We start from the raw sequence: 20874 nt of genomic DNA on the forward strand, positions 1-20874 counted from the left end.
TTTAATATTTTTAATGGCGAGAAAACTGGCACAACCCCTGCAATAGCGTTGCAGCAGCGGGCAAGCGCAAAAAACCAATACGCCGCTGCGCCTCAACCCTACAAGAAGGAGATTGCAATGCGTTATGCTCATCCTGGCACCTCAGGCGCGTTAGTTTCACTCAAATCCGCCTACGGTAACTATATTGACGGCAGGTTTGTCGAGCCGCTCGGCGGCGAATTCTTTATGAATACCTCCCCCGTAGACGGGAGCGACATTGCGCAATTTCCCCGCTCCGATGCCAAAGATATCGATTTTGCCCTTGATGCCGCGCACCGCGCCGCGGAGGCATGGGGCAAAACGTCGGTCCAGCAGCGCTCCAATCTGCTGCTGGAAGTTGCCGATCGTATCCAGAAAAACCTCGAGTACCTGGCGGTGGCGGAAAGCTGGGATAACGGTAAGCCGATCCGCGAAACGCTGAACGCCGACCTGCCGCTGGCGGTCGATCACTTCCGCTATTTTGCCGGCTGCCTGCGCGCGCAGGAGGGAAGCACCGCCGAGATCGATGAAACCACCGTGGCCTATCACTTCCACGAGCCGCTGGGCGTGGTGGGGCAGATCATTCCGTGGAACTTCCCGCTGCTGATGGCGGCGTGGAAGCTGGCGCCGGCGCTGGCCGCGGGCAACTGCGTGGTGCTTAAGCCGGCAGAGCAGACGCCGCTGAGCATTACGCTGCTGCTGGAAATTATCGGCGATATCTTCCCGCCGGGCGTGCTGAACGTGGTGCAGGGCTTCGGTAAAGAGGCCGGCGAAGCGCTGGCGACCAGCAAGCGGATCGCCAAAATCGCCTTTACCGGCTCCACGCCGGTCGGGCGGCATATTATGGCCTGCGCCGCGGAGAATATTATTCCCTGCACCGTTGAGCTCGGCGGCAAGTCGCCGAACATCTATTTTGCCGACGTGATGGACGGTGAAGACGACTATATTGAGAAGGCGGTGGAAGGGCTGGTGCTCGGCTTCTTCAACCAGGGCGAGGTGTGCACCTGTCCGTCGCGAGCGCTGATCCACGAGTCCATCTACGAACCGTTTATGGAGCGGGTGATGGCGAAAGTGGCGCAGATTCGCCGCGGCGACCCCTTCGACACCGACACGATGATCGGCGCCCAGGCCTCGCGCCAGCAGTTCGACAAGATTCTGTCGTACATTAAAATTGCCCGCGAAGAAGGCGGCCAGATCCTCACCGGCGGCGAGCGCGCCAGCATTACGGCGGAGCTGGATAACGGCTACTACATTCAGCCGACCCTGATTAAGGGGCGCAACGATATGCGCAGCTTCCAGGAGGAGATTTTTGGTCCGGTTATTGGCATCACCACCTTTAAGGATGAAGCGGAAGCCCTGGCGATCGCCAATGAGACCCAGTTTGGCCTCGGGGCCGGCGTCTGGACGCGGGATACTAACCTGGCCTATCGCATGGGGCGCGGGATTAAAGCGGGCCGCGTGTGGACAAACTGCTACCACATCTATCCGGCCCATGCGGCGTTTGGCGGCTATAAGCAGTCCGGCGTCGGGCGCGAAACCCACAAAATGGCGCTCAATGCCTACCAGCAGACCAAAAACCTGCTGGTGAGCTACGGCACCGCGCCGCTCGGTCTGTTTTGATTGAACCTCCGCCGCGTCACTCCGTGACCGGCAGATAAAACCGCCACCTTATGCTCAGGTGGCGGTTTTTTTAGTTTACGCCGCTGCGGGCAAGGGCCTCCGCTTTCCAGCAGCGGGCCGAGGTGCCGTTAGCCAGCGGGCGCAGCGGCTGCGGCTTTTCACAGCCCGCGCCGGCGAAGGGGCAACGATCGCGAAAATAGCAGCCTTCCGGCAGATGCCGGTTGCCGGGCAGCTCGGTGTTGCGCGGCGCGTCGCCCAGCGGCATGCCAATGCGCGGCACCGAATCCATCAGCAGCCGGGTATAGGGATGAGCCGGGGCGTCGAGGACCTGGCGCGCCTCGCCCATCTCGACGATTTGCCCGAGATACATCACCGCCACGCGGTCGCTCATATGACGCACCACCGAGACGTTGTGCGAGATCAGCACGAAGGTCAGGTTTTGCTGTTTTTGCAGCTCAACCAGCAGATTGAGGATCTGCGCCTGCACCGAAATATCCAGCGCCGAGGTGGGCTCATCCAGCACGATAATATCCGGCTTCGCCGATAGCGCGCGGGCAATCGCAATGCGCTGGCGCTAGCCGCCGGAAAAGGCGTGCGGCAGGCGGTCGAGGTACTCCGGGCGCAGCCCAACCTGCAGCGCCAGCCGTTCGGCGAGCGCGCGCCGCGCCTTTTCGCCGGGTCGCGACTGGATCCATACCGGCTCGGTGATGGTTCGCCAGACGGGCAGACGCGGATCCAGCGAAGAGAGCGGGTCCTGGAAGACCATCTGCATGCTGCCGGCATCATGCCCGGCTGCGGAGTCCCCGCCGCGCTCGAAGCGGCCGGAAGAGGGTTTGAGCATGCCCATCAGCAGCCTGGCGAGGGTGCTTTTTCCGCAGCCGGATTCGCCAACGATACCCAGGGTTTCGCCGCGATAGGCCGTCATATCCAGGCCGTTTAGCGCATAGACGCGCTCGACGACCTTACCGCGCCAGTTCTTGCGCGCCGGAAAGTTAAGATGAACATCGCTCAGCGTTAATAGTCTGTCAGACATGGGCGTTCTCCCGTTGCGGATACCAGCAGGCCGCCTGCTGGTCGGTGTCTTCTATCGGTCGCAGCATCGGGACTATCCCACAGCCCTCGCCGGCGGCGAAGCAGCGCTCGCGGAAGGCGCAACCGCCCGGCAGGCGCGCGAGATTTGGCACCGTGCCGGGAATCGATTGCAGCAGCGATCGTGGTTCGCCGTTATCCGGAGCGCTGTTCAGCAGGCTAACGGAGTAGGGATGCAGCGGATGATGCAGCACCTGCGGGGTGGAACCGCTTTCGATAACCGCCCCGGCGTACATGACGTACAGCCGATCGCAGACCTGGGAAACCACCGCCATATCGTGGCTGATAAACAGCACCGCGGTTCCGGTGGCCTGCGCTTTTTGCTTTAACAGGCGCAGGACCTGGCGCTGGACGGTGACATCCAGCGCGGTGGTGGGTTCGTCGGCAATCAGCAGGTCGGGCTCGCAGGAGAAGGCGATGGCGATCATCACCCGCTGACGCATCCCGCCGGAGAGTTCGAAGGGATAACGCTCCATCACCCGCTGCGGGTCGGCGATCTGCATATCCGCCAGCAGCGCGGCCGCCCTGGCGCGCGCCTCGCGGGCGGAGAGCGGACGGTGCTGGCGGATAACGTCCACCATCTGTTTGCCAATCCGCCGCGTCGGATTCAGGGCGGTCATCGGCTCCTGGAAAATCATCGCCACCCGGCGGCCGCGAATATCGCGCATCTCTTTTTCAGTCGCGCCGAGGATATCGTCGCCCATCAGGGTCACCTGGCCGCTGTGAATCTGATAGCTGTCCGGCGGCAGCAGACGCATCGCCAGCATCGCGGTGACGGATTTCCCCGAACCCGACTCGCCCACCACGCCAACAATTTCGCCGCGGTCGATATGCATGGAGACGGCGTTCAGGACGTGCACCGCGCCCTGGTAGACGGGGAAGCTTAAACGGACGTTATCGATAGTCAGAACCCGGTTATTCATTAGCTGCGTCCTCCGGACTTCGGATCCAGTAAATCCTGAATCCCGTCACCAAACAGATTAAAACCGACGGCGGTAATCAGAATGGCGGCGCCGGGGAAGGCGCAGTACCACCACTGATCGAGAACATAGTTACGGCCGTTGGCCACCATCGCCCCCCATTCGGCGGTGGGCTGCTGGGCGCCGAGGCCGATAAAGCCCAGCGTCGCCGCCATCAGGATGGCGCTGCCGATATCCAGCGACGCCTGCACCACCAGCGGCGGCAGCGCATTGCGCAGGATATGCCAGCTGATCAGGTGCCAGCGGGAGGCGCCGAAGGTGACGGAGGCCTCAACGAAGCTGTGCTGGCGCACCACCAGCGTCTGCCCGCGGGCGAGGCGCACGTAAAAGGGGATCCGCACGATGGCGATCGCCAGCATGGCGTTGAACAGGCTGGGGCCTAACGCGGCGGCCAGCGCCATCGTCAGCACCAGCGAGGGGATCGACAGCATGATATCCATCAGCCGCATGATCAGCGCGTCGCTGCGCCCGCCCAGCACGCCGGAGAGGCAGCCCAATAGCGAACCGCCGATCCCGGCGATCAGCACCACCGCCAGCCCGGCGGCGATCGATTGCTGGCTGCCGATCAGCACCCGGCTAAACAGATCCCGGCCCACTTCGTCGGTGCCAAACCAGTGGCTCAGCGACGGCGCCTGCAGGCGGGCGGTCAGATCGATGGCGTTGGGATCGTGCGGCACCAGCCAGGGGGAGAAGATCATCAGGAACAGCATGATCAGCATAATGCCGCCGCCGATCAGCGTCAGCGGGCTTTTACGTACCAGCCACAGGCGGCGTTTCCACGCGTGGCTGCGGGCGGCTTTCACGCCGACGCCGGGGCGTTCCTGGGTCATCATCACTTAGCTTTCTCCCCGACCCATACGCGGGTCGATCCACAAATAGAGCAGGTCAACGAGCAGGTTGACCAGCACGTAGGCAAAGGACACCACCACGGCGAAGCCCATCACCGCCGGGAAATCGAGCGCCTGAATGGAGGAGACTACGTAGGCGCCCATGCCCGGCCAGGCGAAGACGGTTTCGGTCAGCACCGCGCCGTACAGCAGGTCGCCCAGCGCGAGGCCGAGCACCGTCACCGAGGGGATCAGCGCATTGGGCAGGGCGTAGCGCATCACGATGGTCCACTTCGGCAGGCCGCTGGCCAGCGCGGTGCGGATATAATCTTCGCTGAGCTGCTCCAGCATCGCCGAGCGAATCTGCCGGGCCACGATCCCCAGGTGGACGAAGGTCAGGGTGGTGGCCGGCAGAATCAGGTGCTGCAGCGCGTTGAAGAACACCTCAAAGTTGCCTTCCAGCAGCGCATCGATCAGGTAGAAGCCGGTCACGTGGGGCGGCGGGTCAAACCAGTCGTCAAGCCGTCCGCTGCCCGGCAGCCAGTTGAGCTTGCCGTAAAACAGGACGATCACCCCCAGGCCCAGCCAGAACGCCGGGGTGGAGATGCCGGTGAGCGCCATCAGGCGTACCAGATGATCGGTCCAGCGGTTGCGGTACACCGCTGAGAGCACGCCGAGCGGAATGCCGACCACCAGCGCGATAAGCAGCGCGCATATCGCCAGCTCCAGCGTCGCGGGGAAGAAGGTTTTCAGATCCTCCAGCACCGGGCGTCCGGTACGGATAGAGGTGCCGAGGTCGCCGTGCAGCAGCGCGTTGACGTAGTGCAAAAACTGCTGCCAGAGCGGTAAATCCAGCCCCAGCTGCTGGCGAATATGGCGCACGATCTCGTCGCTCGCGCGATCGCCCGCCAGCAGCCGCGCCGGGTCGCCGGGAATAAGGTGCGAAATAATAAAGGTGATTGCGCATACGCCGGCGACGACGAGGATCAGCCCCCAGCTGCGTTGTCGTAGTAAACCCCAGAAACTCATCATGACGTCCTCTGCCGGGCCGATAGCGGCCCGGCATCACAAGGTTAAGGTGCGGCCCGCTATTTGCGCATCTCGGCAATATTGAAGATCTGCTCGAGCATCGGGTTAAAGACGAAGCCTTTGACCTCTTTGTTCATCGCCACCTGATAGTTTTTCTGGAACAGATAGACGTAGGCGGCCTCATCGATCACCGTTTTCTGCGCCGCCTGATAATCCGCGGTTCGCTGCGCCTGATCGGCGGTGGAGACCGCCTTCTTGAGCAGGGCGTCAACCTGCGGGTTCTCGTAGAATGAACGGTTGCCCGGCAGCCCTTTCTTATCCGACTCAAACCAGTAGTTCATGAACATATAGGGATCGGCGAAATCCGGGCTCCAGTTGCCGATGGCGATGTCGTAATCCCCTTTGCCAATCCGCTCGCGCATGGTGGCGTTAGCCAGCTTTTCGAGCTTCACCTGGATACCCAGCGCCTGAGATTCGCCTGGGTGGAGAGGGCGATAGGCTCCCAGTTCGGGTCATTATCGGAGTAGAGGAACGACAGGGTTTTCGGCTTATCCGCCACTTTCTCCAGCGCGGCTTTGGCCTTATCTATATCAAGTGAGTACTGCATGGCGCTGGCGTCATAGCCCCACATGCCGTCCGGGATCGGGCCGCGCATCTGCTTGCCGTTGCCACCGAGGATCCCGCTGACCATCCCTTTATAGTCGGTAGCCCAGGAGACGGCGCGGCGAAGATCGACCTGATTCATCGGCGCCTTGCCGTTGTTAAGGTACAGATAGGTGACGCGCAGCGCCGGATAGTCATACACCGCGACCTTATCCTCTTTTTTCAGCGCCGCGAACTGGTCTACCGGCAGGGCATCGGCAATATCCAGATCGCCCTTGGTCAGCTGCAGGCGGCGGGCGGAGCTTTCGCCGATAATCTTCACCGTCACCCGCTTAAAGACCGGCTTAATGCCGCTGTAGTGCGGGTTGGGCACCAGCACCAGCTGCTGGCCTTTCTGCCAGCGCTGCAGCATATAGGCGCCGGAGCCGGCGGTATGCTCCGCCAGCCAGCCGCGGGCGTCGTCGGCGGCGTTAGCCTTCAGTACCGCCGGGTTGACGATCGACGCGCCGTCGTTGGCGAGGGTATGCAGGAACGGGGCGAAAGGCTCCGGCAGGGTGAAGCGGACGGTGGTGGGATCGACGGCTTCAATTTTCAGCCCGCTCGGGAAGGCTTCCGAAGGACCCTGCTTAATGCGCATCAGGCGCTCGAACGAGAGCTTGACCGCCTCGGCGGTGACCGGCGAGCCGTCATCAAACTGCATGCTTTTGTGCAGCGTAAAGGTCCAGGTTTTACCATCATCGGAGACCTGCCAGCTCTCCGCCAGCTCGCCCTCGACGTCCGTTGAACCTTTACCGTCATCGGTTTTATATTTCACCAGCCGCTGATAGGCCGGGTAGGTGACCGTCCAGTCGTTGTTATCGATGGTTACGGCCGGATCGAGGGTCTGCGGATCGGCGGCTTTGCCGATGACCAGCATATCTTTGGGAACCGCGGCATAGGCCGGCGCGACGGCGGCGGCCAGCGCCACGGCCAGCAGCAGCGGACGAAAACCGGTTAAGGAGGTACGCATCTTTTTCATGGAATTACTCCGTCAGTCTTAGCGGGAGCCAGGCAGGCAAAAACATCATCAAGGAGCGGATAACCGGCCGCGTCCGGTAGTTCGAAGTGCCACCATTCCGTGGAAATACCCTTAAAGCCGCCGCCAAACATCACGGCGTTCAGCAGCAGGCGATGACGCTGAGCGGCGGCAGGAACCGCCGGGTGGTAAGGGTGAGAGAGAGCGTCCATCTCATCGAAGGCGGTGCCCATATCCAGCGGCTGGCCGTTTTCGTCGATTAACGTCACATCAATAGCGGTACCGCGGCTGTGGTTCGAACCCAGCGCAATCGGCACCACGTAGTCCTGGTTCGGACAGGCGTTCCACAGCAGCTGCTGAGCCTGCTGCGGACGATAGGCATCGAGAACCTGCAGATTCAGGCCTGCCAGACGGGCGATGCGCAGGGATCTCTCCAGCGCCTCCGCCGCGTCCGGATGCAGCAGGCAGCGGGCTTCGGCATAGATGGGCTGGCCGGTAATGTTATCGGCGCTGGCGTACTTGAGATCGATGGCCAGCGCCGGAAACCGCGCGCGGATATCGACCAGAGTGACTTGCTGATTCATCTGTTATTTCCTGTCCTGGAGCCTGGCGAGCAGGCGCTTATTCACGTTCAAATTGACCAAATTCCTGCTGCAGCGCGCGGTTCTCAGCCAGCCGCTGCGACAGCGACGGCCCGAGCCGCTCGACCACCGCCGAGAGCAGCAGGTTGAAAAGACAGCTGATTGGCGCGAGCGAATCCCAAAAGTGGCCGGTATCGGTTTTGACCTGCAGCAGATCGAGCGGATAGTCGCGGGCCCACGGGCACCAGATGTCGGTGACCAGCGCGGTGGCAATGCGCCGCTCGGCGGCCACCCGGCAGAACTGGCGGGCGGAGCTGGAGTAGGCGCGGGTATCGGTGATCACCACGTAGGGATGTTCATATTCGGAGTTCAGCGCCTCCAGCCAGCTGCCGGAGCTGCCGTCGGCGTAGGTCACCCGCGGGCGCAGATACTCAAGATGGCTAAAAAAGGCGTTGGCGAGACCGCGCGTGGACTGAATGCCGATCACAATCACCGCGTCGGCCCGGGCAATCCGCTCGCTGATGCGGGCGAAGGTCTCCTCCTGCGCCAGCTGATAGACGTAGCGGATAGCGTCAAGCTCCATCTGCAGCGACAGGCTGGCGCGGTCGGGCTGCGCCTGCTGCTGGGCCCAGGAGTCGAGGCGATCGACGACCCCCCAGTGCTTATAGGGCAGCGGCGCGCGATCCTTCAGGCTGTTTTTAACATCGTCGAGGTTGCGGTAGCCCAGCTTGCGCAGATAGCGGCCGACGGTGATCCCGCTGGTGCCGGTTGCCTGGGCAATGCTGTCCGCGGTCTCAAAGGGGATATGCTGGCGATGGCTCAGCAGCCAGCTGCCGATGCGCTTCTCGCTGGGCGTCAGCTGGCTGAAGGTGGCCTCAATGGTGCGAAACAGCCGATCGCTACTATCGTTCATCCTCACCCCCGGTGATATTTGGTTCTCATAAGTCATTACGCTGTTACTCAGCTAACAAAGCACAATGCATGCCATCTCTTACGGAACACCGTCGTTTGCGGTATGACGGGGAAAAGAGTGGAGGCAGGCGAACTATGAGCGTAGATTTTCAGCAAAATATGCACAAAGAAGGTGCAACATTTCCTGGTTGTGCATCACAAAAAGAAAACATATGGTTAACAAAATTATCATTAATGCCCGTTAACGAAAAAAATACCGGCGGGGATCAGACGCTTAGAATTAACATAACTGACTAATTAATAAGGATGATGGTATGAAGGTTAAGGTTTGTATTGCCCTGGCGCTGGCGAGCGTGGCCTGCAGCAGTTCGGCACGCGATATGCAAACAATTCAGCAAAGCGGCGAGCTGAGGGTCGGCGTGCCGGGAGATTACGCCCCGCTGGCGTTTCATAACGGTGCGGGGGAGCTGCTCGGCTATGACGTTGACATGGCGAAAGATCTTGGCGAGAAGCTGGGCCTGAAGGTGGCGTTCGTGCAGACCAGCTGGCCGACGCTATCGGGCGATCTGCAGGCCGATAAGTTTGATATCGCCATGGGCGGCGTCACCGAAACGCCGGAGCGGGCGAAAGATTTCGCCCTCAGCCATCCGGTGGTCGCCAACGGCAAAATTGCCCTCGCCAGCTGCATGGCCGCGCCGGCGCTGGGGAGCCTCGAAAAAATCGATCGGCCGAACGTGAAGGTGATTGTGAACCCCGGCGGCACCAACCAAAGCTACGTTGATGCGCATATTAAACATGCGCAGATTATCCGGGTGAAAAACAACGTTGATAACCTCGAAGCGCTGCGGCGGAAAACCGCCGATATGATGGTGACCGACCTGATTGAGGGCATCTATTACCAGAATAAAGAGCCCGGCGTCTTTTGCGTCGCCAACGAGCAGCCCTTCCCGGGAACCGCCAGCTTTAAGGTCTACATGATGAACAAGGATAATCAGCCGCTGCTGGAGAAGGTCAACCGCTGGCTGGATAGCCAGGATAAAAACGTGCTCAAGCAGAAGTGGAAAATTCACGAATAGGCGCTGGCGATTGCCTCATTGCCGGGTAAAGTGGCTGTTTTACCCGCCGCGCAGGCGCCCTGCGGCCGCATCGGACAGCGGCCGGGATAAACCGGATAACGATAATTGATGAATGCTGAGATAACCCTGCCGGTCAGGCAACAGAACAACAATATTATCCGCCTGGCGACCGCACAGGCGCTGGCGGGGGCCAACTCGGTGGTCTTTTACGCCACCGGAGCGATTGTCGGCAACGCCATCGCTCCCGATAGTACCCTTGCCACGCTGCCGATCGCCATTTTTGTCCTCGGGATGGCGGCCTGTATTTTACCCTTTGGTGCCCTGGCCAGAAGGCGCGGGCGCAAAGCGGTCTTTATGCTGGGCACCGGCGCCGGGGTTCTGACCGGCATGCTGGCGGCGCTGGCGGTGGTGCTCGGCGCATTCTGGCTCTTCTGCGTGGCGGCATTTTTGGGTGGCGCCTACGCGGCGGTGGCGGTGTCGTTTCGCTTTGCCGCCACCGATGGCGTCGGCGCCGAGCGCCGCGCCCGGGCGCTGTCGCTGGTCATGGGCGGCGGCGTGGCCGCCGGGGTGATCGGCCCGATGCTGGTGACCGGCACGATGAACCTGTGGCCGGCGCATACCTTCGCCATGACCTTCATTGCCCAGGGCGCGGTGGCGGCGGTTTCGGCGCTGGTGCTGCTGGGGGTCAAGTCCGCGGAGCCGGTGGCCCAGGCGCGGAGCGGCGGCCGCCCGCTCGGGGATATTGTGCGCCAGCCGGGTTTTGCCCGCACGGTATTCAGCGGGGCGGTGGCCTACATGGTGATGAACTTCCTGATGACCGCCGCGCCGCTCTCCATGCACCTGCACGGGATTTCACAGCAGGCGTCGAACCTCGGCATTCAGTGGCACGTGGTGGCGATGTACGGCCCCGGCTTTTTTACCGGCAGGCTGATCGCCCGCTTCGGCGCCGGACGCATTAACGCGACGGGGCTGGCGCTTCTCGCGCTGTCGGTGCTGGTTGGGCTGTCCGGCACCGAGGTGATGCACTACTGGGTATCGCTTATCCTGCTGGGCATCGGCTGGAACTTCGGCTTCACCGGCGCCTCGACGCAGATTATGGACTTCCACCGTCCGGAAGAGAAAACCCAGGTACAGTCGCTGAACGACTTTATCGTTTTCGGCGTGATGATGGTGGGGGCCTTCGCCTCCGGCGCGCTGATGAATCTCTTTGGCTGGAACGCCGTGCTCTGGGGCTCGCTGGTCCCGGTAATGGCGGCGCTGCTGTTCGGCGCGCGCGCCAGGCGCCAGCGCTAAAGCGGGTCAGCCTGGACGATGCGCCCCGACTCCAGCTTGATGATGCGGTCCGCGAGGTGGAAGTAGCGATCGTCATGGGTGATGGCGATGATGGTTTTGCCCTCGGCCTTCAGCATCGGCAGGATCTCAAGATAAAACACCGCTTTAAACTCCGGGTCCTGATCGGCCGCCCACTCGTCGAACAGGTACAGCGGGCGCTCCTCAAGCCACGCCTGCAGCAGCGCCAGCCGCTTGCGCTGCCCCTGCGACAGGGCGGTGGTTGAGAAACGTCCCTCGGCAAAGCGGACCTTGTGCTGCAGCCTCAGGAGCTGCAGCAGATGGTTAACCTGCTCCGCCGTCCTCTCGTGGACAAACGCCACGTCGTCGAAAAGGAAAAAGTCGTTAAATACCGCTGAAAATAGCTGGCGATAGCCCTCCTGCTGGTCGTCGGCAAGGGCGCGGCCGTTAAGCACGATCGCGCCGCTATCCGGCGGATAGAGCCCCACCAGCAGGTTGGCGAGGGTGGTTTTACCGCTGCCGTTGCCGCCGACGATAAACACCAGCTCGCCCGGGGAGAAGCGCATATCGAGCGGACCAAGGGTGAAGCTTTCCCCATCTTCCCCCTGGTATTGATAGCGAATGGCTTCCAGCGCCAGGCAGCGGAAGGGTTCTGCAGGCAGAGGGCGCTGCGGCTGCTCCGGCGGCAGATCCTCGCGCAGCTGCTGTACCCGCTGCAGCGCGACCCTGGCGCTGGCGAGGGTTGGCAACGATGATAGCACTCCCTCCACCGGCACAATCATATATAGAAATATCATCACGTAGCCGGTGATGGTCGCCGGCTCCAGCGTCAGCAGGTCGCGCAGGCCAAACAGCACCAGGCCGATAAAGGCGAAGAACAGAATGCTGCCCCAGCTGGTGGCGAGCCCGTACAGCACGTAGCCGCGGGTGCGCTGCCGGCGTACGGCCTCGATGTTATCGGCCAGCTCGCCGGCGACGAAGCGGCGGCGGCGGTCGGCGTTGAGGCGATATTCGCGTCCGCCGTCAAACAGCTTTTTGCACTGCTGAATCAGGGTATCTTCCCGCTGCCGCGACTGGCGCAGCAGCCCCATCGCCCGGCCGTGCGCGGCGCGATAGCCGAGGCTGCCGAGGGCGATGGCCGCCAGCGCCAGCCCGAGGACGCTGGCGGAGAGGGTGGCGAGATAAATCAGGCAGCCGGCGATTACCGCGCCGTAGATGAACAGGTTGGGCAGGCTGACGAAAAACACCACCAGGGTGTCGAGGTCCTGGGTGAGCACCGAGATGGTTTTGCTCATCCCGGACTTCTCCAGCTGCAGCCAGCGGGTTTCGCTGACCTGGCGGGTCAGCTCGCCGCGCAGGCGCGCCTTCACCCTCTGGCCAAGATACATAAAGGTAGTCTGCGAGATAACGCGAGTTGCCAGCATCAGCAGCGCCAGCAGCGCAAACTGCACGCCGGGCCCGAGCCAGCGGTCGGTCTGCGGCAGCGTCAGGCTGTGGTTAATCATCGCCAGCAGCGAAGCGTTGCTAAAGCCGCTAATCAGCCCGGCGACCACCGCCAGCAACAGCCAGCCGCCGACCATTCGAAACAAAACCAACAACACCGACATGTGAAATTCCTTATTCATTGCTCACAATGCGTTATGCGAATTAACGATGGGCCCTGGGGCGGATCAGCGGCCAGACCAGCAGCGGAACGCCGATAAGCGATGCCACCAGCCCAACCGGCAGCTGGCGCGGATAGAGCGCGTTGCGCCCCAGCCAGTCGGCGACCGTCATAATGACCGCCGACAGCAGCGCCGCGGCGTACAGCTGCGCCAGCGGCCCCTTGACCCCGAGCCGGCGCGCCAGATGCGGCCCCAGCAGGCCAATAAACGACACCGGGCCCACCAGCAGGGTCGCCAGCCCGGTCATGACCGCCGCCAGCGTCAGCACGCCCAGGCGGGCGCGGGGCAGGGAAACGCCCAGCGAGCCGGCGACGCCGCCCAGCGGCAGCAGCACCAGCCAGCGGCGAAACAGCGGCGCCAGCGCCAGCAGGATCAGGGTGGCGATAAACAGCACCTGCGCCAGCGGGGCGCTGATGTAGTAGGTGCTGCCGGTCATCAGCGGCAGCAGCACCGCGCTGGCGGCAAGGTTATTGAGCATCACGATGCTCACCGCCGCCTGACAAAGGGCGTTCAGCGCCAGGCCGTTGAGCAGCACCCGCTGTGGATTAAAGGCGCTGCGGCGGCTGTTCCACATCGTCAGCAGCAGGCTGATGAGCGCCCCGGCGAGGCTGCTGAGCAGCAAAAAAGCGCTGCCCTGGGTGGGGAACAGCAGGATATAGGCCGTCACCCCCATCGCCGCTCCGCCGCCGATGCCCAGCACTTCCGGACTGGCCAGCGGGTTACCGCTCACCCGCTGCATCAGGACTCCCGCAGCGGCCAGCAGGGCGCCGGCGCTGATGGCCGCCAGCAGGCGGGGGATCCGCAGCGGCAGCAGCTGCGCCAGCTCGCCGCGGGTTGCCCAGTGCCAGTGGCTTAGCCCGTGGCCGAGGAACAGCGAAATCGCTATTGCCGCCGCCAGCGCCAGGGCCGCCGCCCACGGAACCCAGCGGCCGGCGGGCTGCGCCGGGACCAGCGGCGGCGGGGAGGTATCAATCCCGTGCTGGCGGGCGTGGCGCGTCAGCAGGATCAGCAGCGGCCCGCCGGTTAGCGCGGTCAGCATCCCCACCGGCAGCAGCTGGCCGTTGAACAGAGAAACCTTTGACACGCAGAGGTCGGTAAACCACAGCAGGCCGGCGCCGGTCAGCGCGCTGTGCAGCATCAGCTGGCGCGACGTGCGGGCGCCGCCAAAACGGGCAAGATGCGGCGCGGCGAGACCAAGAAAGCCAATCACCCCGACGACGTTGATAATCAGCGCGCTCATCGCCAGCGCCAGCGCGACCGCGGCGCCGCGAATGCGCAGCGGCGAGGCGCCAAGGCCGCTGACCATCGTTTCCGGCAGCTGCAGCAGCTCCAGCGGGCGCAGCAGCAGGGCCAGCAGGAGCATGCACAGTGCCAGCCACGGCAGCAGGGCCAGCAGCAGGTGACCATCTTCCTGCGCCAGCGAGCCGCCGCCCCACATCAGGACGGTCAGCAGAAAGCGGTCGTTGACGATAGCGATCAGCATCGTCAGCGCGCCGCACCATAAGTTGATCATCATGCCGGCCTGAATCATCACCAGCGGGGAGAGACGCTGGCGCCAGCTCAGCAGCAGCACCAGCAGCAGCGCCGCCAGCTCGCCGCCGATAATTACCGCCAGCCGCGGGGCGCCGGTCAGCGCCGGCAGCCACAGCGAAGCCAGTCCCATCGCCAGGGTCGCGCCCGAGGTCAGGCCGAGGGTCATCGGCTCCGCCAGCGGATTGCGCAGCGCGCGCTGCATCAGCCAGCCGCACAGGCCGAGGGTGGCGCCGCTGACGATGGCCATTCCCTGACGTGGGAGCCACATGCCGTGCAGGATAATGGCCTGCGGCCGCGCGTTTTGCGCGCTGAATAGCGCATGAAACCCGCCCTGATGCAGCACGTCGCTGACCGCCAGCAGCAGGGAAATCAGCCACAGCGCGGTGATAACGCCCCACGACAGGCGACGGGAAAAGGGTTCAGGCATCGCGCCACCCCACCATCAGCTGGCTGAAAATATCGGCAAAACGCCCGGCGGTTACCAGCGCCCCGGCGTCGCTGATGGGCTGCTCAATCAGCCCGATCGGGTAGCGCGAGGTCAGCGGCAGCCGCTGCCAGAGCGGGCTTTGCCGCCAGCGGGCCACCGCGTCGCGCCGCTCTTCGGCCACCAGCAGGATCAGCCGCGCGTCGAGGGGGGCGATGCGGGTCAGCTCCATCAGCACGCTGCCCTCCGCGCCGCCGCCGCCGGACCAGCCGTTGCGCATACCGCAGGCCGCCAGCACGTCGCCGGGCAGGCTGCCGCCGGTATAGAGCTGCAGGTGCAGGGCGTCGACCGGAGTGGCGAATATCACCGGCTGGCGCAGGGTTTGCGCGTAGCCGCGGGCGCGGGCGATTTGCTGATGCAGGCGGGCGAGCAGGCTCTGCGCCTGCGCCTGGCGCTGCAGCGTGGCGCCGAGACGGCGCGTGGATTCGATGAACGCGCCCAGCCCGTGGGCGGGAAGCGTCAGGATCGGGGCAATCTTTTCGAGGGCCGGCTTGAGCAGGACGTGCTGGGGAGTGACCACAATGCGGTCAGGACGCAGCGCGTAGAGGGTTTCGAGGTTCGGCTGAAACAGCAGCCCCAGGTCCTGCACCGCCGGCGGCAGGGCGGGCGTGGGGATTAGCTTGCGATACCAGTCCGGCGCCGAGACGCCGGCCGGCGTCACGCCGAGGGCGAGGATCGTCTCCGCCAGCCCCCAGTCGAGCACCGCCAGCCGTTGCGGAACCGACGTACCGCTGACCCACGACAGCGCGGGGGCCAGCAGAGCGGCGGTTAACAACCTGCGTCGAGAAAGCATAGTTACCACTTGTAGTTCACGGTGGCCACCAGCTGGCGCTTCATCGCATATTCGCAGCCGTTATCCTGGCAGGAGGCGAGATAGGTTTTGTTGGTCAGGTTGGCGGCGTTAAGCGCCACGCCCCACTCGCGCCACTGATAGCCCAGCCGCGCATCGTACACCGTAGCGGCCGGGACCTTCAGGCTGTTATCGGTGGTGGCGTAGCTGCTGCCGACGTAGCGCACGCCGCCGCCGATTGAGAAGCCGTCCAGCGGGCCGCTGAGCGCATATTGCGTCCACAGCTTAGCGCTGTTGCGGGCAATCCCTACCGGATGCTTGCCTTCGCTGCCGTCGTTGGCGCTGGTGACCTGCGGATCGGTTAAGGCCCAGGATGCCAGTACCGACCAGGCCGGGGTGATGTTGATTTTCCCGTCCAGTTCGATCCCCCGGGAGCGGATCTCGCCGGTTTGCACGCTGTAGCTGGCGTGATCGGGGTCGGGAGTGGCGACGTTGGTTTCGCGCAGGTTAAACAGCGCGAGGGTAAACAGGGCGTCGAGGCCGACCGGATCGTACTTCAGGCCAATCTCCGACTGCTTACCTTCGGTGGGCTTAAAGGAGCGTCCGTAGAAATCGCTGCTGCTGCTCGGCACGAACGATGTGGAGTAGCTGACGTAGGGCGCAAGACCGTTATCGAAGTGGTAAAGCAGTCCGGCGCGTCCGGTGGTGGCGTAGTCGTTACGCTCGCTGCGCGCGTCGGTGATCAGGTCGGTGCTTTTGGTTTTCGCCGCGTCGTAGCGCCCGGCGAGGCTCATGATCCAACTGTTCCATTCCAGCTGATCCTGCAGATAGAGGCCGGTCTGATCCATCGTCGAGTGGGTGCTGCTGTCGAAAGGCGGTTTTACCACCGGGGTGCTGTAGTCCGGATCGCGATAGTTGATCGGGCTGGCATCGCCGTAGCCGGACTGGCTGCGCACCGAACTGTGCATGCGATCGATACCGGCCAGCAGGGTGTGCTGCAGCGGACCGGTTTGCAGATGGAACTCCGCCTGGTTATCCACCGCGAAGTTGACCATCGTCTCTTTCAGGTTCATCGAGTAGCGGTCGATCAGCGGCGCGTCGGCGTGTACGCCCCACGGATAGACCATCAGGTAGTCGCCGGTGCTGCTGATATAGCGCAGGTTCTGGCGGAAGGTGACCGTATCGTTAAAGTCGTGGCGGAACTGATAGCCGATACTGCCCTGCTTGCGTTCGTACTTATCGAAGCCGGGCTGCCCGCCATAGAAGCTGGAGGAGATCTGGCCGTTCGGGTTATGCGTCAGCGTGCCGGAGACCGGCATCTGGTTGTAGAAGCCGCTGTCCGGGTCCTTGCGCAGCTGCGCCAGGAGCGTCAGGCTGGTGCGATCGCTCGGCTGCCAGGTTAACGACGGGGCGATGTCATAGTGCTGATAGCGGGTGTGATCGACTTGGGTTTCGGTATCGAAAAAGGTGCCGGCCACGCGGCCCAGCAGGGTTTTATCATCGTTCAGCGGCCCGGTCGCGTCGAAGCCGGTACCAAACTGGCTGTGGTTGCCGGTGGTAACGTACACCTCGCCGCCGGGTTCGGCCTGCGGGGTCTTGCTGACCATGTTGACGATCCCGCCGGGGTTAGCCTGGCCGTAGAGCACCGAGGCCGGACCTTTGACGACCTCAATGCGCGACAGCAGGAACGGGTCCCACGCCGGCCGGCTCCACCAGGCTTCGCGCGGCAGGCGCAGGCCGTCGAGATACTCGTCGGCTTCAAATCCGCGCACGATAATGGTGTCGAAACGGGTGTCCGGTCCGGAGCTTTCCGACGAGACGCCGGAGACGTAGCGCAGCGCTTCCGGGATCGTTTTCGCCGCCTGGGCGGCAATTTGCGCCTGGGTGACGACCGCAATACTTTGCGCGGTGCGGCTAATCAGCTGGCTGGATTTGCTGCCCGCCGTCGCGCTATGGGTGACGATATTGCTTTCGTCATCCTGCCCCTGGACGTCGGGAGCGGCGGTGACCACCATCGTCTGTTCTTTTGTGCTATCCTGCCCGTTATCCGCAGTGAAGGCCTGCCCGCTGTATCCTGCGATGATCGTACATGCCAGTACTTTCAACGGTTTATCCCTGAAAAGCTTGCCAATCTGTCTCATAGCATTTCCGACTGTTATTAGAATTGGATGGAAATGATAATTATTCACCTTTAAAAGAGAAGCCCGTCCGTGGCAGAATGGCGCTACTGGTCACCTGGATGTCGCCATTCGGACAAAAGTTGTCTCTAAACGCAGCAGTACGCACAAATGGTGAGAATCAGACAAAGGGCAGGTGAAGATGACAACCCAGCACGCGATTGAAGGTCTGCGCCAGCTGAAGTATACCCCGGGCAGCGAAGAGCCGGTTCATCAGCATGAACAGGGGCAGCTGATCTACGCCCTGCGCGGCGTGGCGAAAATTGTTACCCCGCAGCATATCTGGCTGCTGTCGCCGGGGCGCGCCATCTGGCTGCCGGGCGGCCTGCCGCACGGGCTGCAGGCGGTTGACCACGTGGTCACGCAAAACCTCTACTTAACCCCCCCGGCGTCGCGACGTTTCAGTGAGCGGTGCCGCGGGCTATCCGCTACGCCGCTGCTGCACGCGCTTATCGCCGCCGGCTTTGAAGAGGGGCTGACGGCGGAGCGGCAGGCGCTGGTTTACGCCCTGCTGAGCGACGAGCTGGCGCGCCTGCCCACCAGCCTCCTGTGCCACGTGACGCTACCCAGCGACCGCCGGGTGCGCCAGGTGTGCGATACGCTCTGTCGCGAGCTGGATCACGCGGCGACTCTCGCCTGGTGGGGGCAAAAGGTGGGGGCCAGCGAACGGACCCTGGCGCGGCTGTTCCGTGAGGAGACGCAGCTGAGCTTTTCCGAATGGCGTCAGCAAATTCGCCTGCTGGAGGCGGTGTGTAATCTGGCCCGCGGCGTGGCGGTGAGCACCCTGGCAAACGAGCTGGGCTACGCCAGCGCCAGCGCCTTTATCGCCATGTTCCGCAAAAAGCTGGGCGTTTCGCCCCAGCGCTATATCCAGGCCGCCGGTGTGAAGGGGTAAAGAAGCTGTCTTAGATAAATATTATTTATTATCAAGTAGTTATTTATTTTACGTCGTTCTGTGTGTACTCGGTGTGTAAAATTACACACTGATCACAATTCTCAATCCGTCATCATGATTTAATCCTCTCAACCAAAACGGAGAGGAATACTCATGAAACACATGATGATTTGTTGTGGCGCTGGCGTAGCAACCAGCACCGTTGCGTTAAATAAGCTGCAGGAGTTCCTGAAAAAAGAAAATATCCTCGACAAGGTGCGTATTTCGCAGGGCACCGTGGCGGAAGCTAAAACGCGCGATGATATTGACTTTATTGTCTCGACTTCACCGGTTGCGCTTTCCATTCCGGTTATTAACGCTCTGCCGCTGTTGACCGGCATGGGCACCGATAAAGTTTTCAGCAGCGTGAAAGAATTAATTCTCGCCGAGGGTTAAGCCATGTTTATTGTTGATTATATCGTGGGCCTCGGCGCCTCGGTGATGATGCCGCTAATATTTATGATCCTCGGGCTGATATTACGCCTGTCGCTGAGTAAAGCCCTTAAGGCCGGTTTAATGGTGGGGATTGGTTTTATCGGATTAAGCATTACCGTTAATCTGATGATCGACTCTCTGACGCCGGTCAGCCATGCGCTGGTGGAGCGCTTTGGCCTGAACCTCACCGTGCTGGACGTGGGCTGGCCCGCGGCGGCGGCGGTGGCGATGGGGACCCGCGTGGGCGCGCTGGTGATTCCGGTGTGCGTGGCGATTAACGTGCTGATGCTGTACAGCAAAACCACCCGGGTGCTGAACGTCGATATCTGGAACCTGTGGCACCACGCGTTTACCGGTTCGCTGGTCACGATTATTACCGATAGCCTCTGGCTGGGTATTTTTGCGGCAGCAATTAACTGCATCGTCACTATGGTTATTGCCGACCGTACCAGCGGCGACGTCGAGAAATATCTGAACCTGCCGTCTATTTCCGTGCCGCACGGTTTCTCCGCCTCGTTTGTACCGGCGGCGTGGCTGGTTAATGCGATTGTCGATCGTATTCCGGTGATTCGCGATATTAAAATTGATACCGAAGTGATTCAGAAAAGGCTCTCTATTCTCGGCGATCCGGCGTCGCTTGGCGCAATTATCGGGGCGCTGCTGGGTATTATTGCCGGGATCGAAGTGAAGGCCATTTTACAAACGGCAATTACCATGGCGGCGGTGATGACCATTATTCCGCGAATGGCCAAAATGCTGATGGAGGGGGTCTATCCGATCAGCGAACGTATTCAGGAAATTGCCCAGTCGCGCGCCGGTTCGTTCGGTAAAATTGCCATCGGCCTCGACTCGGCGGTCAGCGTCGGTCATCCGGTGACGCTGTCGGTATCGATGCTGATGATCCCTATTATGCTGGTGCTGGCGGCGATTATTCCGGGCAACCAGTTCCTGCCCTTCGCCTCGTTAACCGGCCTGCCGTTTGCCTTTGTGCTGGTCACCGCGGTATGTCGCGGCGATATGTTCCGTACGCTGCTTACCGGCCTGCTGACGCTCAGCCTGGCGCTGCTCATCGGCACCAACCTGGCGCCGATCGTCACCAGCACGGCGGTGAGCACCGGCTTCTCCCTGCCGCAGGGCACTACAAGCATCAGCAGCGTCGATTACGCCGGAGCCATGCTGCCGTGGGCGATTATTCAGGGCTTCCACTTAAAAGAGATTGGGGTCGGTATTTTAACCTTATGCACCCTGGCCCTGATGATCTGGAACCGGCGCAAGCTGGCGCAGGAAAACGAGCAGTTGGCTGAAGCAAACGCGGAGGTGGGGAAATGATGTTTAGCGCGCAGCGCGTGGTGAAGTTCACCGAGGCCGTCAGCCGGACGGATCTGCTGACCCGCCTGGCGGCAAGCCTGCAGGCCGATGGCCTGGTTAAGCCGAGCTTTAGCGAAGGGGTGCTGGAGCGGGAAAAGGTCTATCCGACGGGGATTTTTATGGAGACCCACAGCGTCGCCATCCCGCACACCGAATTTGAGCACGTCAACCGCACCGGTTTTGCCATCGGAATCAATCTTGCGGGCGTTGAGTTCCAGCGCACCGACGAGCCGGAGGAGGCGGTGGTTCCCCGGATAGTGGTGATGATGGCAATTGATGAAACCTGCGAAAAGGTGGCAATTATTCAATCCTTGTTCGCCCTGCTGGCCGATAGCGATCGCGTTAACGAAATCGTGAAAATGACGCCAGAGGAGATTGCAAAAGTGTTCACCGATGCCATCGTCACGCAGTAAGATAAAATGATGGGCTCAATACGATAATGCCGGCAG

At 62.1% G+C, this 20874-nt stretch carries 17 protein-coding genes and 2 pseudogenes; 8 read left to right on the top strand and 11 right to left on the bottom strand.

Annotation, left to right across the window (positions count from 1 at the left end):
* Nucleotides 1-117: 117 nt before the first annotated feature.
* Complete coding sequence (exaC, locus tag AC1M2H_RS06370) at nt 118-1638, top strand: acetaldehyde dehydrogenase ExaC (RefSeq protein ID WP_480150728.1); 1521 nt, start codon at nt 118-120, stop codon at nt 1636-1638.
* Between the two features lie 70 nt (nt 1639-1708).
* Here the strand turns inward: exaC and AC1M2H_RS06375 are convergent.
* The 7 genes and pseudogenes from AC1M2H_RS06375 to AC1M2H_RS06405 form a co-directional block, all read right to left on the bottom strand.
* A pseudogene (locus AC1M2H_RS06375) lies at nt 1709-2671 on the bottom strand (oligopeptide/dipeptide ABC transporter ATP-binding protein).
* The gene (locus tag AC1M2H_RS06380; RefSeq protein WP_480150729.1) at nt 2664-3650 is read right to left on the bottom strand and encodes an ABC transporter ATP-binding protein; all 987 of its coding nucleotides are present in this window, start codon (nt 3648-3650) and stop codon (nt 2664-2666) included. Before AC1M2H_RS06380 ends, AC1M2H_RS06375 begins: the two are co-directional and overlap by 8 nt.
* Nucleotides 3650-4543, bottom strand: coding sequence for a D,D-dipeptide ABC transporter permease (gene ddpC, locus AC1M2H_RS06385; protein WP_426812185.1), 894 nt, complete (start codon nt 4541-4543; stop codon nt 3650-3652). Before ddpC ends, AC1M2H_RS06380 begins: the two co-directional genes overlap by 1 nt.
* Nucleotides 4544-5563, bottom strand: coding sequence for an ABC transporter permease (locus AC1M2H_RS06390; protein ID WP_480151857.1), 1020 nt, complete (start codon nt 5561-5563; stop codon nt 4544-4546).
* Nucleotides 5564-5622: 59 nt separating this feature from the next.
* A pseudogene (locus tag AC1M2H_RS06395) lies at nt 5623-7175 on the bottom strand (ABC transporter substrate-binding protein).
* 5 nt (nt 7176-7180) lie between these two features.
* Nucleotides 7181-7765, bottom strand: coding sequence for a D-alanyl-D-alanine dipeptidase (ddpX, locus tag AC1M2H_RS06400; protein WP_480150730.1), 585 nt, complete (start codon nt 7763-7765; stop codon nt 7181-7183).
* A 37-nt stretch (nt 7766-7802) separates the two neighbouring features.
* Nucleotides 7803-8675, bottom strand: coding sequence for a MurR/RpiR family transcriptional regulator (locus tag AC1M2H_RS06405; protein ID WP_480150731.1), 873 nt, complete (start codon nt 8673-8675; stop codon nt 7803-7805).
* 134 nt (nt 8676-8809) lie between these two features.
* On the opposite strand from AC1M2H_RS06405, the gene AC1M2H_RS06410 reads away from it, so the two are divergent.
* The 3 genes from AC1M2H_RS06410 to AC1M2H_RS06420 all read left to right on the top strand — a co-directional run bounded on the left by AC1M2H_RS06410 (nt 8810) and on the right by AC1M2H_RS06420 (nt 11043).
* Nucleotides 8810-8971, top strand: coding sequence for a hypothetical protein (locus AC1M2H_RS06410; RefSeq protein ID WP_161795693.1), 162 nt, complete (start codon nt 8810-8812; stop codon nt 8969-8971).
* 17 nt (nt 8972-8988) lie between these two features.
* Entirely contained in the window at nt 8989-9750 is a 762-nt protein-coding gene (locus AC1M2H_RS06415; RefSeq protein ID WP_480150732.1) for a transporter substrate-binding domain-containing protein, read from the top strand.
* A gap of 108 nt (nt 9751-9858) precedes the next feature.
* Entirely contained in the window at nt 9859-11043 is a 1185-nt protein-coding gene (locus tag AC1M2H_RS06420) for an MFS transporter (protein ID WP_480150733.1), read from the top strand.
* Here AC1M2H_RS06420 and AC1M2H_RS06425 read toward each other — a convergent pair.
* From AC1M2H_RS06425 to AC1M2H_RS06440, 4 genes are read right to left on the bottom strand one after another with little or no spacing between them, the layout of a single operon-like run.
* On the bottom strand, nt 11040-12647 hold the full coding sequence (locus AC1M2H_RS06425) for a cyclic peptide export ABC transporter (RefSeq protein WP_480150734.1): 1608 nt from the start codon (nt 12645-12647) through the stop codon (nt 11040-11042). The genes AC1M2H_RS06420 and AC1M2H_RS06425 overlap by 4 nt on opposite strands.
* Nucleotides 12648-12687: 40 nt before the next feature.
* Complete coding sequence (fhuB, locus tag AC1M2H_RS06430) at nt 12688-14664, bottom strand: Fe(3+)-hydroxamate ABC transporter permease FhuB (protein ID WP_480150735.1); 1977 nt, start codon at nt 14662-14664, stop codon at nt 12688-12690.
* Nucleotides 14657-15514, bottom strand: a complete 858-nt coding sequence (locus tag AC1M2H_RS06435) for an ABC transporter substrate-binding protein (RefSeq protein WP_480150736.1) — start codon at nt 15512-15514, stop codon at nt 14657-14659. The genes fhuB and AC1M2H_RS06435 overlap by 8 nt, the downstream gene beginning before the upstream one ends.
* Before the next feature lie 2 nt (nt 15515-15516).
* Nucleotides 15517-17616 (bottom strand): TonB-dependent siderophore receptor, encoded by a 2100-nt coding sequence (locus tag AC1M2H_RS06440; RefSeq protein WP_480150737.1) that lies wholly within the window; start codon nt 17614-17616, stop codon nt 15517-15519.
* Nucleotides 17617-17830: 214 nt separating this feature from the next.
* Between AC1M2H_RS06440 and AC1M2H_RS06445 the strand changes: the two genes are divergently transcribed.
* The 4 genes from AC1M2H_RS06445 to AC1M2H_RS06460 all read left to right on the top strand — a co-directional run bounded on the left by AC1M2H_RS06445 (nt 17831) and on the right by AC1M2H_RS06460 (nt 20838).
* Nucleotides 17831-18583, top strand: coding sequence for an AraC family transcriptional regulator (locus AC1M2H_RS06445; RefSeq protein ID WP_480150738.1), 753 nt, complete (start codon nt 17831-17833; stop codon nt 18581-18583).
* Nucleotides 18584-18736: 153 nt separating this feature from the next.
* On the top strand, nt 18737-19018 hold the full coding sequence (locus AC1M2H_RS06450; protein ID WP_426812193.1) for a PTS sugar transporter subunit IIB: 282 nt from the start codon (nt 18737-18739) through the stop codon (nt 19016-19018).
* A gap of 3 nt (nt 19019-19021) precedes the next feature.
* On the top strand, nt 19022-20386 hold the full coding sequence (locus tag AC1M2H_RS06455; RefSeq protein ID WP_480150739.1) for a PTS galactitol transporter subunit IIC: 1365 nt from the start codon (nt 19022-19024) through the stop codon (nt 20384-20386).
* On the top strand, nt 20383-20838 hold the full coding sequence (locus AC1M2H_RS06460; protein WP_480150740.1) for a PTS sugar transporter subunit IIA: 456 nt from the start codon (nt 20383-20385) through the stop codon (nt 20836-20838). The genes AC1M2H_RS06455 and AC1M2H_RS06460 overlap by 4 nt, the downstream gene beginning before the upstream one ends.
* Nucleotides 20839-20874: the final 36 nt, after the last annotated feature.

Source organism: Klebsiella sp. F11 (genome assembly GCF_056712265.1).

Bases quoted from the DNA above. Each gene is read 5' to 3' on its own strand.
- exaC (WP_480150728.1), top strand. From the start codon at position 118: ATGCGTTATGCTCATCCTGGCACCTCAGGCGCGTTAGTTTCACTCAAA.
- AC1M2H_RS06455 (WP_480150739.1), top strand. From the start codon at position 19,022: ATGTTTATTGTTGATTATATCGTGGGCCTCGGCGCCTCGGTGATGATG.
- fhuB (WP_480150735.1), bottom strand. From the start codon at position 14,664: ATGCCTGAACCCTTTTCCCGTCGCCTGTCGTGGGGCGTTATCACCGCG.
- AC1M2H_RS06410 (WP_161795693.1), top strand. From the start codon at position 8,810: ATGAGCGTAGATTTTCAGCAAAATATGCACAAAGAAGGTGCAACATTT.
- AC1M2H_RS06420 (WP_480150733.1), top strand. From the start codon at position 9,859: ATGAATGCTGAGATAACCCTGCCGGTCAGGCAACAGAACAACAATATT.
- AC1M2H_RS06425 (WP_480150734.1), bottom strand. From the start codon at position 12,647: ATGTCGGTGTTGTTGGTTTTGTTTCGAATGGTCGGCGGCTGGCTGTTG.
- AC1M2H_RS06460 (WP_480150740.1), top strand. From the start codon at position 20,383: ATGATGTTTAGCGCGCAGCGCGTGGTGAAGTTCACCGAGGCCGTCAGC.
- AC1M2H_RS06390 (WP_480151857.1), bottom strand. From the start codon at position 5,563: ATGAGTTTCTGGGGTTTACTACGACAACGCAGCTGGGGGCTGATCCTC.
- AC1M2H_RS06405 (WP_480150731.1), bottom strand. From the start codon at position 8,675: ATGAACGATAGTAGCGATCGGCTGTTTCGCACCATTGAGGCCACCTTC.
- AC1M2H_RS06380 (WP_480150729.1), bottom strand. From the start codon at position 3,650: ATGAATAACCGGGTTCTGACTATCGATAACGTCCGTTTAAGCTTCCCC.
- ddpX (WP_480150730.1), bottom strand. From the start codon at position 7,765: ATGAATCAGCAAGTCACTCTGGTCGATATCCGCGCGCGGTTTCCGGCG.
- AC1M2H_RS06435 (WP_480150736.1), bottom strand. From the start codon at position 15,514: ATGCTTTCTCGACGCAGGTTGTTAACCGCCGCTCTGCTGGCCCCCGCG.
- AC1M2H_RS06450 (WP_426812193.1), top strand. From the start codon at position 18,737: ATGAAACACATGATGATTTGTTGTGGCGCTGGCGTAGCAACCAGCACC.
- AC1M2H_RS06415 (WP_480150732.1), top strand. From the start codon at position 8,989: ATGAAGGTTAAGGTTTGTATTGCCCTGGCGCTGGCGAGCGTGGCCTGC.
- AC1M2H_RS06445 (WP_480150738.1), top strand. From the start codon at position 17,831: ATGACAACCCAGCACGCGATTGAAGGTCTGCGCCAGCTGAAGTATACC.